This is a genomic window from Bacillus sp. MMSF_3353, assembly GCF_030733445.1.
Taxonomy (GTDB): domain Bacteria; phylum Bacillota; class Bacilli; order Bacillales; family Bacillaceae_G; genus Bacillus_A; species Bacillus_A wiedmannii.
Genome location: NZ_JASHJA010000016.1, coordinates 1 through 14,652 on the forward strand (window position 1 = coordinate 1; position 14,652 = coordinate 14,652).

The window sequence follows — 14,652 nt, forward strand, 5'->3', positions numbered from 1 at the left end:
TTCCGCAGTAGCTCAGTGGTAGAGCTATCGGCTGTTAACCGATCGGTCGTAGGTTCGAGTCCTACCTGCGGAGCCATTATGCTTCCATAGCTCAGCTGGTAGAGCACTTCCATGGTAAGGAAGAGGTCACCGGTTCAAGCCCGGTTGGAAGCTTGGGAAGAGTTTTGAAATTTTTGGCCCGTTGGTCAAGTGGTTAAGACACCGCCCTTTCACGGCGGTAACACGGGTTCGAATCCCGTACGGGTCACCACTTTTGGAGGATTAGCTCAGCTGGGAGAGCACCTGCCTTACAAGCAGGGGGTCGGCGGTTCGATCCCGTCATCCTCCACCATATATATTTTAAATGTCGGAGGGGTAGCGAAGTGGCTAAACGCGGCGGACTGTAAATCCGCTCCTTCGGGTTCGGCAGTTCGAATCTGCCCCCCTCCACCATTTTATTTAAAATAACCTGAGAGGGTTTATTTTTTTGAAAAGATAACCATACTAGTAAATATTAATGGGCTATAGCCAAGCGGTAAGGCAACGGACTTTGACTCCGTCATGCGCTGGTTCGAATCCAGCTAGCCCAGCCATTTACGAGCCATTAGCTCAGTTGGTAGAGCATCTGACTTTTAATCAGAGGGTCGAAGGTTCGAATCCTTCATGGCTCACCATTTTCGCGGAAGTAGTTCAGTGGTAGAATACAACCTTGCCAAGGTTGGGGTCGCGGGTTCGAATCCCGTCTTCCGCTTTATTACTAAGGGGCCTTAGCTCAGCTGGGAGAGCGCCTGCCTTGCACGCAGGAGGTCAGCGGTTCGATCCCGCTAGGCTCCATCTAAATAAAAAAGCTTACATCATATGATGTAAGCTTTTTTTGTATTTAAAAAGACAACTTTCATACTTGTCGTTTAAAATGAAGAAAATGTAAAAGTAAAGGATGGGGGATAATTGTGAAAGTTGTTATTGCATCTGATTCATATAAAGAAAGCTTAAAAGCTATAAAAGTATGTGAAGCTATTGAAAGAGGATTTGGAGCAATTTTTCCTAAAGCAGAGTACGTAAAAATACCAATTGGAGATGGAGGTGAAGGAACGGTTGATTCACTTGTGGATGCTACAGATGGAAGAATGATACCTCTTCATGTGACAGGACCGCTTAGAGAACGTGTACAAGCCTTTTACGGTATGTCTAAAGATAAAAAGACAGCGTTTATTGAAATGGCAGCAGCATCAGGATTACAACATGTTCCGGTTAAAAAGCGAAACCCACTTATTACAACGACTAAAGGAACCGGAGAGCTTATACTACATGCGCTAGACGAAGGAGCTGAGCACATTATTTTAGGACTTGGCGGAAGTGCTACAAATGATGGCGGAGCAGGTATGTTGTCAGCTTTAGGGGTCAGGTTTATAAATGGAAAAGGGGAAGTAATAGAGCCATCTGGAGGAACGTTACATTCGATTGTCGCTATTGATTTTTCATGCATGGATTCACGCTTACTGCATATAAAGATAGAAGCAGCATGTGATGTAGATAATCCGTTAGTTGGAATAAGAGGAGCATCTTTCGTATTTGGGAGGCAAAAGGGTGCGAATGCAGAGATGATGAAAGAGCTGGATGAGAATTTAAAGCATTATGCGAATATCCTTAAACAATACTTATCTTGCGACGTATCTAAAATACCTGGCGCAGGAGCCGCAGGAGGAATGGGAGCAGCTGTTATTGCAGTGTTAAAGGGAAACTTGCGGAGAGGAATTGAAATTGTATTAGACTATACAAATTTTGATAAGCATATAGAAGGAGCAGATTTAATTATAACTGGCGAAGGGAGAATAGATGAACAAACAGCATATGGAAAGGCACCTGTAGGTGTTGCGGAGCGTGCAAAGCATTTTCGTATTCCTGTCATTGCTATTGGAGGATCTGTATCTCCGAATTATCCAGCTGTTCATGAAAAAGGAATCGATGCAGTATTTAGTATTACAGCGAGTCCTATGACATTAGAAGAGGCATATAAAGTAGCGGAAGAGAATATCGAAATGACAGCAAAGAATATTGCCGCAGTATGGAAAATAGCATCAGAAAAACACTTCTAAATGTAGGAGTGTTTTTTATTATTATTTAATAATAATGATGGTAGTTGTTTCATTAAGTTAACTTTATACATAGAATAGTCTTGAAATTGGGTTTTTAAGGCGAATACAAGTGAATAATTTGTATATCCATACAGAAAAATGTCGAGTTGAGTCAGACTATATAAAAGATTTAAAATATTTAGTGAAGGCATAAAAGGGGGATACTATCTATGAAAAAAGAAATCTCAGTTATTGGAGTTCCAATGGATTTAGGACAGATGCGTCGCGGGGTAGATATGGGGCCGAGTGCAATCCGTTATGCAGGCGTAATTGAAAGAATTGAAGAAATTGGATATAACGTTAAAGATATGGGAGATATATGTATAGAGAGAGAAAAAGAAATAGATGTAAATACAAGCTTAAGAAACCTTACACAAGTTGCAACTGTATGTAACGAATTAGCAAGTAAGGTGGATCATATTATAGAAGAGGGACGTTTTCCACTTGTATTAGGTGGTGACCATAGTATCGCAATTGGTACATTAGCTGGTGTTGCGAAACATTATAAAAATTTAGGTGTTATTTGGTACGATGCACATGGTGACTTAAATACAGAAGAAACTTCACCATCTGGAAATATTCATGGCATGTCACTTGCAGCAAGTTTAGGGTATGGACATCAAACGCTTGTAGATTTATACGGGGCATATCCAAAGGTGAAAAAAGAGAATGTTGTCATTATCGGTGCACGTGCATTAGATGAAGGAGAAAAAGACTTTATTCGCAATGAAGGTATTAAAGTATTCTCGATGCACGAGATTGATCGTATGGGTATGACGGCCGTTATGGAAGAAACAATCGCTTATTTATCTCATACTGATGGTGTACATTTATCATTAGATTTAGATGGTCTTGATCCTCATGATGCACCAGGAGTTGGCACGCCTGTAATTGGTGGCCTATCTTATCGTGAAAGCCATTTAGCAATGGAAATGTTAGCGGAAGCTGATATTGTTACATCTGCTGAGTTTGTTGAAGTAAATACAATTTTAGATGAGCGAAACAGAACGGCAACAACAGCAGTTGCTTTAATGGGTTCTTTATTCGGTGAAAAACTAAAATAAATGTAAGAAAAGCAACTGAGAAGTTGCTTTTTTTATTTGAAAATAAGCGTATAATAATGATTTATATTATACTGTACGATAATAATGTTTGACATCTTACCAATTTAGACTAAAGGAGGGTTGTTTGTAATTGTCGTTTGTTTCATGTATGGTATAATTAACTAGTTGTTGGAAATACATACAGATAGAGCATAAAACAATATTTCAATATATGGATAGAATTGCTCGTAAGTAGGAGGAAGGGTTAGCATGCCTTTTGAAGATACGACCATTTTGAAATATCTTAGTACGGTATTAGATATTGCCGTTGTATGGTTTATTATATATAAGCTAATTCTCATAATCCGAGGGACGAAAGCTGTTCAACTTTTAAAAGGGATTACAGTTATTATTGTCGTTCGGATGATCAGTATTTTCCTTGAATTACATACGCTTTATTGGCTAACTGAGCAAGTATTAACGTGGGGATTTTTAGCCGTTATTATTATTTTCCAGCCAGAATTGCGAAGAGCACTTGAGCAGCTAGGACGCGGGAGTTTATTTTCGCGTACTGGAACTCAGGAGGACGATGAGCCTGAAATCGTTGCAACAGCGATAGCGAAAGCGACGGAATATATGGGAAAACGTAGAATTGGTGCATTAATTACTTTGTCAAAAGAGACTGGTATGGGTGATTATGTGGAAACGGGTATTCCGCTAAATGCAAACGTATCATCGGAATTACTCATTAATATTTTCATTCCTAATACACCTCTTCACGATGGAGCAGTAATTATGCAAGGAAGTACCATTAAAGCAGCAGCGTGTTATCTTCCGTTATCGGAAAGTCCTTTTATCTCTAAGGAACTAGGAACTAGGCATCGCGCTGCAATGGGAGTTAGTGAAGTTACTGATAGTATTACAGTAGTTGTGTCGGAAGAAACTGGCCAAATTTCTTTAACGAAAAATGGTAAGTTGCATCGTGATTTGAAGACAGAACAACTGAAAGATATGTTGTTAGCTGAATTTAGTGTGAACGAAAAAACGACTTCTTCGTCTTTATGGAATTGGAGGAGAAAGCGTCATGGATAAGTTAATGGAGAATCATTGGTTTCTAAAAGGGATCTCATTACTATTGGCGTGTATGCTTTTTATGTCAGCGACTTTAACTGAAAAAAATACGACATCGGGGATAATGCCTTTCGCAAATGATGCGAAAGAAACCTTAACTAATTATGCCATTAACCTTAAGTATGATGAAGAGAAATATATTGTAAGTGGTATTCCGTCAGAGGGCGTTAAGGTGAAGTTAGAGGGCCCAAAAGCAGCAGTTGCTACAGCAAAAGCGAAAAAACAATTTGATATACCAGTTGATTTGAGAGATAGCGAAAAAGGAACTTATGAAGTTTCTTTGAAAACGAACGGGCTTCCAGATGATGTGAAAGGAACAGTTCAGCCATCAACAATTAAAATTACTCTACATGAAAAAGCGAGAAAATACGTCCATGTAGACTTAAAATTATCAAATGAGGATCAAATGCCAGCGGGTTCTACTCTCGAAAAATCAAACATTAAACCTGATACTGTTGAGGTAGTTGGGACGAAAGAAGAAATTGAAAGTATTTCATCTGCTAAGGCGTATATTGATTTAAAAGGTGTTAATAAAACTGTTACAAAAACAGCCGAAGTTACATTATACAATAGAGAAGGAAAACGTTTAAATGTAAGAACGAGTCCATCTAAAATTAGTGTAACATTGAATGTGGCGACGCAAGCTACGGCCAATAATACTGAAAAAACTGTTCCTGTAGCGTATACGAAAAAGGGGAGTTTACCAGAAGGATTGGCCGTTACAAATATTAGCATTGAGCCGAGAGAAGTAACGATAGCAGGTCCAAAAGATATCTTGGATAATATACAATCGATAGAGGGGGTCGAAGTAGATCTTAGTCAATTGACAGAGTCTACAACATTCGATACCTCTGTTTTATTGCCAAAGGGTGTAACAAGTGCAAAACCGAATCAAGTGAAGGTTTCGGTAGGAGTGCAAAAAACAAAACAAACGAAAACAAGAACGATTGATGGTATATCAATTCAAAAAAATGGACTTTCTAAAGATGTTACGGCCCAGCTACTTTCGCCGCAAGATGGGAAGATAAGCGTTGATATTTCAGGAGAAACAAGTATAGTAGATAAAATAACAGCTGCTCAAATAACAGCAGCCATTAATCTGCAAAATGTATCTCCGGGGACGAAGGATGTTTCTATTCAAGTGAGCGGTCCTGGTAATATTTCCATAGAGCCAAAGCAAAAAAGTGCTAAAGTCACAATTGTGAAGAAAGAAAATCCAGACAAAGAAGTACAGGGTAACGGTGAAAAACCAGATTCAAATAATAACCAAGATAATCAAACTGAAAAACCAAAAAATCCTGAAACTGAACCTAAGCCTGACACGGAACAGGAACAAAATAAAGAAAAAGAAAAAGAAAAAGAAACTAGTCAAGAGCCAACAAAAGAAACTAGTCAAGAGCCAACAGTAGATAATCAAAAAGAGCCAGAAAAAGGAGCGAATCATAATGGGTAAATATTTTGGTACAGATGGAGTACGCGGGGTTGCGAACCAGGAGTTAACACCTGAATTAGCGTTCAAAATTGGACGTTTTGGTGGTTATGTATTAACAAAAGATACAGATCGTCCAAAAGTAATTATCGGCCGTGATACACGTATATCAGGACATATGTTAGAAGGAGCTTTAGTAGCAGGTCTATTATCAACTGGAGCAGAAGTAATGCGCCTTGGCGTTATTTCTACACCAGGTGTTGCTTATTTAACAAAAGCGTTAGATGCACAAGCAGGTGTTATGATTTCTGCATCTCATAATCCAGTACAGGATAACGGAATCAAATTCTTCGGTTCAGACGGTTTTAAATTAACAGATGAGCAAGAAGCAGAAATCGAAGCTTTATTAGACAAAGAAGTTGATGAACTACCACGTCCAACAGGTACGAATCTTGGACAAGTGAGTGATTATTTTGAAGGCGGACAAAAATATTTACAATATATTAAACAAACTGTAGAGGAAGATTTCTCTGGTTTACATATCGCTTTAGATTGTGCGCATGGTGCTACGTCTTCTTTAGCTCCATACTTATTCGCGGATTTAGAGGCTGATATTTCAACAATGGGAACTTCACCAAACGGCATGAACATTAACGATGGAGTAGGTTCTACGCATCCAGAAGTATTAGCTAAATTAGTAAAAGATAAAGGCGCTGATATCGGTCTTGCCTTTGATGGTGATGGTGACCGTTTAATCGCTGTAGATGAAAAAGGAAACATCGTTGATGGCGATCAAATTATGTTTATTTGTGCGAAGTACATGAAAGAAACTGGTCAACTAAAGCATAATACAGTCGTTTCAACTGTTATGAGTAACTTAGGTTTCTACAAAGCACTTGAAGCTAACAATATCACAAGTGATAAAACAGCAGTTGGTGACCGTTACGTAATGGAAGAGATGAAGCGTGGTGGTTACAACTTAGGTGGAGAACAATCGGGTCATATTATCTTACTTGATTACATTACAACTGGTGATGGAATGTTAAGTGCACTTCAACTGGTAAACATCATGAAAATGACGAAAAAACCATTATCTGAGCTTGCAGGTGAGATGACAAAATTCCCACAATTACTAGTAAACGTTCGTGTAACAGATAAAAAACTAGCATTAGAAAATGAAAAAATTAAAGAAGTTATTCGTGTTGTAGAGGAAGAAATGAACGGTGATGGCCGCATTCTTGTTCGTCCATCTGGAACAGAGCCACTTATTCGTGTAATGGCAGAAGCACCAACACAAGAAGTGTGTGACGCATATGTACATCGCATTGTAGAAGTTGTGAAAGCTGAAGTTGGCGCTGAATAATTCGATAAATTTATTGAAAAGGAGCACAAAAAGTGCTCCTTTTTCATATGTTTTATAGACGATGAAAAAAATTTCATTGACGGTTTATCCATGTTTGTTATAAGATGGTCTTGTTCTTTTTCTCAAAGGAAATATTGTAAATTATAGAAGCGCCAGAACTACAAGTAGTGTAGTTGACGAGGTGGAGTTTATCGAGATTTCGGCGGATGACTCCCGGTTGTTCATCACAACCGCAAGCTTTTACTTAAATCATTAAGGTGACTTAGTGGACAAAGGTGAAAGTGTGATGAGAGAAAAGGAACGGATGAAAACTAGCTGTATAAGTATATACGGACTTAAACCCAATCGAGAGGAAGGTGAAAGCCGTTACAAGCTTACAGGGCTAGCAATATGTAATCCGTTTTTTAGTATAAATAAAAATGGTATCGGACTATGTCGTTACATGTTCGCAGAGCAATGTAAGCATTTGTAACGGCGACTAAACATGTGTGGAATCGTAGGATTTATTGGAGAGCAAGATGCAAAGGAAATTTTATTAAAAGGTTTAGAAAAGCTAGAATATCGTGGATATGATTCAGCAGGTATTGCAGTACAAACAGGTAACGGTGTTGTTGTATACAAAGAAAAAGGTCGTATTGCAAAACTTCGCGAAATCGTAGATGAGAGCGTAGCAGCAAGCGTGGGGATCGGTCACACACGCTGGGCTACACATGGTGTTCCAAGCAAAGTAAACGCGCATCCGCATCAAAGTACATCAAAACGCTTTACACTAGTTCATAACGGTGTAATTGAAAACTATGAATTAGTGAAAAAAGAATATTTACAAGATGTAACGTTCGTAAGTGAAACTGATACAGAGATTATCGTACAGCTTATGGAACAACAAGTGAGCACAGGACTAAGTGTGGAAGAAGCGTTCCGTAATACGCTATCTCTTTTACATGGCTCTTATGCAATCGGATTACTTGATGCTGAAAATCCAAACATGATTTATGTTGCTAAAAACAAAAGCCCGCTATTAGTAGGTGTTGGTGACAACTTTAATGTTGTGGCGAGCGACGCTATGGCGATGTTACAAGTTACAGATCAATTTATTGAGTTAATGGATAAAGAAATCGTAATCGTAACGAAAGAAAGTATTACAATTAAAAACTTACAAGGTGAAACGATTGAACGTGCACCGTTTACAGCGGAATTAGACGCAAGTGATATTGAAAAAGGAACATACCCTCATTTCATGCTTAAAGAAATCGATGAGCAACCACTTGTAATCCGTAATATAATTCAAAAGTATCAAGATGAAAATGGCGAGATTGAACTGAATGCAGACATCCGCAATGCGATTTTAGATAGCGATCGTATTTACATCATTGCATGTGGAACAAGTTATCATGCAGGTCTTGTTGGAAAACAATTTATCGAGAAGTTTGCAAAAATGCCAGTTGAAGTGCATGTAGCAAGTGAATTCTCTTATAATATGCCATTATTAACAGAGAGACCATTCTTCATTTACATTTCACAAAGTGGTGAAACAGCTGATAGCCGTGCAGTACTTGTACAAACGAATGAAATGGGTCATAAAGCATTAACGATTACAAACGTACCTGGTTCTACACTTTCTCGTGAAGCTGATTATACACTTCCGTTATACGCGGGACCAGAAATCGCAGTTGCATCAACGAAAGCTTACACAGCACAGCTTGCGGTACTTTCAATTTTAGCTGCGGACATTGCTAAAGCGAAAGGCGAAGTTCTTGATTTTGATTTAACACACGAATTAGGACTTGTAGCAAATGCGATGATAGAACTTTGTGATCAAAAAGAAGAAATGGACGCATTAGCAAAACAATTTTTAGCAACAACTCGTAACTGTTTCTTCATCGGACGTAGCGTAGATTTCTACGTAGGATTAGAAGGTGCGTTAAAGCTAAAAGAAATCTCTTACATCCAAGCAGAAGGATTTGCTGGAGGAGAATTAAAACACGGTACAATCGCCTTAATTGAAAATGGTACACCAGTTATCGCACTTGCTACACAAGAGCACGTAAACCTTGGAATTCGTGGTAACGTGAAAGAAGTAGTAGCACGCGGAGCAAACCCATGTATCATCTCAATGAAAGGCTTAGAAATGGAAGGTGACAGCTTCGTATTACCAGCTGTACACGAAGCATTAGCACCGCTAGTAGCAGTTATTCCATTCCAACTTATTTCATACTATGCAGCACTTCACCGCGAGTGTGACGTTGATAAGCCACGTAACTTAGCTAAGTCTGTTACTGTTGAGTAGGAGATTGGTAGGTTAATAAATATAGCTTTAAAATAAATTTACGAATTTGTACCCCTTTAGATATTTTATCTAAAGGGGTATTTTTGTGCTGAAAAAGAACATCTAAAATTGGTAAGTGGATAGAACCCTATAGATTAAATTTTAACTTTATCAGATTCACTTTTATTTATCTGAATTTTCCGTTATCATTTTAAGTATTCGTGAACAATTTCCTTTATTACGACAAGAAGAGACAATAGATTCATGGACATTACAAGGGGGCTTATTATATGAAAGTGAAAGCAAAAACATATTTAAGTATAGAAGAGATTATTTCATTACCGGTCTTATCAAGTGCAAACATAAGTGATGATGGCGAAAACGTAGCATTTGTTAAGAAGAGCGCTAACTGGGAAGATAATACGTATAGAAATCATGTATGGATATATGAAGCAGATAAAGGGCAGAGTTACCCACTAACAAATGGGGATATAGATAGTATACATCCATTATGGTCTCCAGATTCCAAGAGCATTGCATACCTTAGCCCAAGCGGTGAGGGGGCTAATACAAATCAGATCTTTGTAAAATCAATAGAAGGTGGTAGTGAGGTTCAAATTACGGATGAGAAGGAAGGAGTTAATACATTCAAATGGGAGCCTACTGGTAAAGGTTTTTATTATATTGCACAGTCAAAAGAATGTGAGGAAATAAAGAAACGTAAGGGACTATATGGAGATTTTCACCATGTAGGTAAGGAACATCGGAATAATTGTTTATACTACGTTGAAATAGAAAAAGTGATACAAAATGATAAACAGGAACGGAAAGTTAGCGGTATTTATCAACTAACGAATGGTAAGGATTTTTATATACATAACTTTGATATTTCAAATGATGGGAAAAAGGTTGTATGTATGGCTACACCAAGCTTAAACGATTATATGAATGGTGATATATATATATTAGATGTTAGAGCTGGGGAACTACAAAAGATGAATATAGATAAGTTGTTAGGAGCGAGCGTCTGCTTTTCTCCTGAGGACGATAAAATATGTTACGCAGCAAGCATAAGAGAGAAGGATTACTATAGAAATCATATACAAGATAATACATTAGAGATATATGATATGAATACTGGAGAGGTAATTCAACCTTTAACAAATTTTGATAGTACGGTTATGCCATTACAGTGGACAGCTAAAGGGATTTTAATTAGATGGCAGGATAAAACGAATTATCGTATTGGATTGCTATGTGAGGATGGCACTGTGGAAATGTTAAGCGAAAAAGTAGATGGCTTTATAATGGATGCCTCTATAACAAGGGATGGCAATCATATAACCTATAATAAGGCTATAACGAATGAAACCTTTGAAATCTATTTGGATGATAAAAAAGTAACAAATGAAAATAGCTTTTTCGAAGGAAGGCTTAAAAGTAACAGAGAAATCATCTCATGGAAAAGTAGTGATGGACTGGAAATAGAAGGAGTTTTATCAACCCCAGTAGAGTTTGACGCAAATAAAAAATATCCCTTATTAGTAGTAATCCATGGTGGTCCGAATTGGGCGTCCTTTCCGATATTTTCAGACTGTTTTAATGAGAAATATCCGATTGAACAGTTTATCGAAAAAGGCTTTATCGTTTTAGAGCCAAACTATAGAGGAAGTTCTGGTTATGGTAATGAATTTTTAAAAGCAAACTATAGAAAACAAGGACTTGCTGATTATGATGATGTTATATCTGGAGTGGATGCACTAGTTGAAAAAGGGATTGTAGATAAAGAGAGAGTAGGGGTTATGGGATGGAGTAACGGAGGATATATATCAGCTTTCTGTTCTACATGTAGCAGTAGATTTAAAGCTATTTCAGTTGGGGGCGGCATTACGAACTGGAGTACCCATTATGTAAATACAGATATCCCTTACTTTATTAGCATGTATTTAGGAAATACTCCATGGAATGATCCAGAGGTATATAAGAAAACATCACCAATGACATATATTAAATCAGCCTGTACGCCTACCTTAATTCAACATGGGGAAAAGGATGTAAGAATTCCAATTACAAATGCATATGAGCTATATGAAGGGTTAAGAGATATGGAAGTTGATACGGAGTTAATTATATTTAAAGGAATGGCATATAGTTCGAATCAGCCAGGAATGAATGTGGCTATTATGAAGCAGAACTTGATGTGGTTTTCACACTATATTCTTGGAGAAAGCATGAAAGATTTTCGTACTATATAATGGATATCCGCACAGGGATTTTTCGTTGTGCAATTGTATCAGATTGTTGTAAACTGTATGCAAACCATTATTGAGAAGATTTAAATGATTATAGGGAACGGAATTCGGAGGACTAATATGACAGAGAATAAAAATGAGTTATCTGTAGAACAACGTGAAGAACTATTAAAAGTATTACAAGCTCGTTTTGAGAAAAACATGAACCGCCATGAAGGTCTTGAATGGGATAAAGTTGAAGTGAAGCTGGCTACTAATACTGAAAAATTATGGTCAATTTATGAAATGGAAGTAACTGGCGGTGAGCCGGATATTGTTGCTTATGATGAAGAGAAGGACGAGTATACTTTCTTTGATTGTTCAAAGGAGAGTCCTAAAGGGCGCAGAAGCCTTTGCTATGATCTTGAAGCGTTAGAGTCAAGAAAAAAACATAAACCAGAAAATAACGTTATTGATGTGGCAACTGCTATGGGTATTGAATTATTAACGGAAGAACAATATCGAGAGTTGCAACAGCTTGGGGATTTCGATATGAAATCATCAAGCTGGGTACAAACGCCTTCAGATATTCGAGAACTCGGTGGTGCTCTATTTTGCGATTATCGATTTGGACACGTTTTTGTGTACCACAATGGAGCAGATTCATATTATGCTGCTAGAGGATTTCGTGGCTCGTTAAGAGTTTAAATTTGGAGTAAATAAGAAAAAGAGCCTATACTTAGGCTCTTTTTCTTATTTATATTTTAAAAATAAACTGTTACTACGCAGTTTTACTTAATTTATATGTTTTATGGTTGTTTTTACGGAAAAGTTTAGGGAAAACATAGCCATCTAATCCAATACGTCCAGCGTTGTGACCTGCAACTAAAATGAACATAGTTAAAATAAGTAGATTTGGGTTTACACTAACAGTTCCACTTAGTAAAAATGAAAGATTCATTATAATTCCAAAGAATGCAGCAGTTTTTGTTAATCCACCTAAAATTAAACCTAGACCTACAAAAATTTCTCCCCATTGAACTAAAAAGCTAAATAGGTCTGCGTTTGGAAGAACAAAGTGTTGAAGGAAATCTGCCCACCAATTTTGTACGGCAGGGTGGTCACCTGACGCTTGAGCGATAGCGCCCTTTAGAAAACCACTTGCATCAAAAGATTGTCCGAAAACTTTTCCTATCCCAGCAGCGAGCCATGCATAACCTATGTAAAATCGTAAAAATAATAATATGAAAGCAGCACGTTTATCAGTTCTTAAAAAATTGATAACCATTGAAATCCCTCCAATATTCTATTTACATGTTTATTATATATCCATTGTGAAAAAATTCACAATGGATAAAGTGTGAACAAAAATTATGATTTTTCATTTGTACATAAAGTATTTGTAAATGAATTGTTTGGAGGGTGAACAATTCATGAAGGGAGCTCTTCACTAAAATATGTAGCTCCCATAGTAAACAGATTCATGTATGTTCTTTTAACTAGCTATTATTAGTTTATCTTGTCTTTTCCTTATTATTTCTCCGGTTTTATATAAGGAACAACTTGTGCAGTAACCCCTACAGAAGCACCGCGAATAAAGTCTTGGTTTTCTAATGCCTTAAAGTTTTCTGTTTTTCCTGTTAGCATAACCCCTAAGATTTTCACTTGATCGAATGGTTTGTCCTTGTTTGATTTTAAAAACTTCTGGATATCTTCGTCATGTCCATCGTCATCGTATTGGTTAAGTGAATCAACGAACTCTTTGTACGCTTTTTCAGGGGACTTGTCTGGATTAAATCCGTAAATTGGCATACCAGCGGGTCCTTTACTTTCATCTCCAATTGGTGAGGTCATGTATAACCATACAATGTTTAAGTTGTCTGGAATCTTCTCTTTAATTTCTTGTAGTGTGTAGGGCTGGTTGAAAGAGATAGCAACTTCGGCAACATAGTTGTTCATTTGTGAAACTTCCCCTAATTCATTTTGGACACCATCAAAATATTCCTTAATAGCGGGATTATAAAATGTTGCAAATTTTTTCTTTGTTTGTTTATCGTACTCATAGAACTCTTTATTGGACCAATAAAAACCAGGCGTTAATTCATTGGAATCGATATTGATACGGATCCAACCATAGGAGCTTGTTAATGTATTCCAAGGGACTACGTAACCATTAATATTTTTAGAACGATTTGATATAATATTGCCGCCAAACATGGATGAATTACTCGTTACTTGAGAGTTAATTTGTACATTCGGTTCTGCAATTGCGTTATGTAAAAAGAGTCGTTCGTGAAGCTTCGTAGAGCTTTTTGCTGCGAAGTAATTGCCAACTTTATAAAGTATAGGGATAAGTATGATTACAACGATCATAGAGGTAATGATACTTTTAAATAAATGTTTCCTTTTAGCTTTTTTTAATGCATCTTTTAAAGAAGTATCCATTAAGATTTTCCTCCTATTTTTGAGTGAACTGCTTTACGTGCACGATGTAACTTTTGTTTGACACTGTTTACTTGAATATCTAGTATTAGGGCGATTTCCTCATATGAAAAGTTGTAGTAGTACTTTAAAAAGAAAGCTTCTTTATATTCTAGTTTTATATCTTTTAATAGATAGAAAATCTCATCTTTATTTAAAACAGCGTCTAATTCTCGGTCTGTATATTGTAATTTTGAATAAATCTCTTCAGTTAAATAAATGTTTTGTTGCTCTTTTTTCCTTTTCAAGTCAATGTATTCGTTTAATGCGACTCTGAAAAACCATGGACGTATGTTACTCTCGGTTAGATTATCTAGCAATGTGTATACTTTATAGAAGGTATTTTGGATGATGTCTTCTGCATCTTCTTTTATAGCCCCTTTCGCTAATAGTAGTTTGAACACTTCCTCCCCTAAATTGATAAGATAGGAGGTCAATATATTTTCTTTTCCCATCACTTTTCCTCCCTACACTTATACAACGGATAGGTAATGATAAATGTATACACTTAAATTAAAATTTTGTTCTTTATACAAATAGAAAAGGCATATAACAATCATATGTTATATGCCTTTTCTAATATATACTTAGTAA

The 14,652-nt window shown here is 37.0% G+C and carries 12 protein-coding genes and 9 tRNA genes; 18 read left to right on the forward strand and 3 right to left on the reverse strand.

The window, feature by feature from the left end; genetic code table 11:
• The first annotated feature begins 1 nt into the window (after position 1).
• From RBB48_RS22755 to RBB48_RS22840, 18 genes are all read left to right on the forward strand, one after another.
• Positions 2-76: transfer RNA gene (locus RBB48_RS22755), tRNA-Asn, on the forward strand.
• Between the two features lie 4 nt (positions 77-80).
• Positions 81-153, forward strand: a tRNA-Thr gene (locus RBB48_RS22760).
• A 22-nt stretch (positions 154-175) separates the two neighbouring features.
• A tRNA-Glu gene (locus RBB48_RS22765) sits at positions 176-250 on the forward strand.
• Between the two features lie 5 nt (positions 251-255).
• Positions 256-331 (forward strand) — tRNA-Val (locus tag RBB48_RS22770).
• Positions 332-348: 17 nt separating this feature from the next.
• A tRNA-Tyr gene (locus tag RBB48_RS22775) sits at positions 349-432 on the forward strand.
• 65 nt (positions 433-497) lie between these two features.
• Positions 498-572: transfer RNA gene (locus RBB48_RS22780), tRNA-Gln, on the forward strand.
• Positions 573-577: 5 nt separating this feature from the next.
• A tRNA-Lys gene (locus tag RBB48_RS22785) sits at positions 578-653 on the forward strand.
• A gap of 5 nt (positions 654-658) precedes the next feature.
• Positions 659-730, forward strand: a tRNA-Gly gene (locus RBB48_RS22790).
• Positions 731-740: 10 nt separating this feature from the next.
• Positions 741-813 (forward strand) — tRNA-Ala (locus RBB48_RS22795).
• Positions 814-929: 116 nt separating this feature from the next.
• A complete protein-coding gene (locus RBB48_RS22800) occupies positions 930-2,075 on the forward strand; it encodes a glycerate kinase (RefSeq protein ID WP_097907824.1) in 1,146 nt (381 codons plus the stop codon).
• A gap of 209 nt (positions 2,076-2,284) precedes the next feature.
• Positions 2,285-3,178 carry an arginase gene (rocF, locus tag RBB48_RS22805; protein ID WP_088061671.1) on the forward strand — a complete coding sequence of 298 codons (894 nt, stop codon included), beginning with the start codon at positions 2,285-2,287 and terminating at the stop codon, positions 3,176-3,178.
• Positions 3,179-3,427: 249 nt separating this feature from the next.
• Positions 3,428-4,249, forward strand: a complete 822-nt coding sequence (cdaA, locus tag RBB48_RS22810) for a diadenylate cyclase CdaA (protein WP_097907823.1) — start codon at positions 3,428-3,430, stop codon at positions 4,247-4,249.
• On the forward strand, positions 4,242-5,741 hold the full coding sequence (locus tag RBB48_RS22815; protein ID WP_306008137.1) for a CdaR family protein: 1,500 nt from the start codon (positions 4,242-4,244) through the stop codon (positions 5,739-5,741). The genes cdaA and RBB48_RS22815 overlap by 8 nt, the downstream gene beginning before the upstream one ends.
• Positions 5,734-7,080: a phosphoglucosamine mutase gene (gene glmM / locus RBB48_RS22820; protein WP_088609461.1), complete on the forward strand. Its 1,347-nt coding sequence runs from the start codon at positions 5,734-5,736 to the stop codon at positions 7,078-7,080. The genes RBB48_RS22815 and glmM overlap by 8 nt, the downstream gene beginning before the upstream one ends.
• A 286-nt stretch (positions 7,081-7,366) precedes the next feature.
• Positions 7,367-7,552, forward strand: a complete 186-nt coding sequence (locus tag RBB48_RS22825; RefSeq protein ID WP_033659100.1) for a hypothetical protein — start codon at positions 7,367-7,369, stop codon at positions 7,550-7,552.
• Between the two features lie 12 nt (positions 7,553-7,564).
• A complete protein-coding gene (gene glmS / locus RBB48_RS22830) occupies positions 7,565-9,367 on the forward strand; it encodes a glutamine--fructose-6-phosphate transaminase (isomerizing) (protein ID WP_098230812.1) in 1,803 nt (600 codons plus the stop codon).
• A gap of 269 nt (positions 9,368-9,636) precedes the next feature.
• Positions 9,637-11,601 carry a S9 family peptidase gene (locus RBB48_RS22835; protein ID WP_306008138.1) on the forward strand — a complete coding sequence of 655 codons (1,965 nt, stop codon included), beginning with the start codon at positions 9,637-9,639 and terminating at the stop codon, positions 11,599-11,601.
• A 117-nt stretch (positions 11,602-11,718) separates the two neighbouring features.
• Complete coding sequence (locus RBB48_RS22840) at positions 11,719-12,285, forward strand: DUF4256 domain-containing protein (RefSeq protein ID WP_306008139.1); 567 nt, start codon at positions 11,719-11,721, stop codon at positions 12,283-12,285.
• Positions 12,286-12,358: 73 nt separating this feature from the next.
• On the opposite strand, the gene RBB48_RS22845 is transcribed toward RBB48_RS22840, so the two are convergent.
• The 3 genes from RBB48_RS22845 to RBB48_RS22855 all read right to left on the reverse strand — a co-directional run bounded on the left by RBB48_RS22845 (position 12,359) and on the right by RBB48_RS22855 (position 14,513).
• Positions 12,359-12,865: a DoxX family membrane protein gene (locus RBB48_RS22845; RefSeq protein ID WP_306008140.1), complete on the reverse strand. Its 507-nt coding sequence runs from the start codon at positions 12,863-12,865 to the stop codon at positions 12,359-12,361.
• A 245-nt stretch (positions 12,866-13,110) separates the two neighbouring features.
• Entirely contained in the window at positions 13,111-14,022 is a 912-nt protein-coding gene (locus tag RBB48_RS22850) for a sigma factor regulator N-terminal domain-containing protein (RefSeq protein ID WP_306008141.1), read from the reverse strand.
• Positions 14,022-14,513, reverse strand: a complete 492-nt coding sequence (locus RBB48_RS22855; RefSeq protein WP_088061685.1) for an RNA polymerase sigma factor — start codon at positions 14,511-14,513, stop codon at positions 14,022-14,024. The genes RBB48_RS22850 and RBB48_RS22855 overlap by 1 nt, the downstream gene beginning before the upstream one ends.
• Positions 14,514-14,652 lie beyond the last annotated feature (139 nt).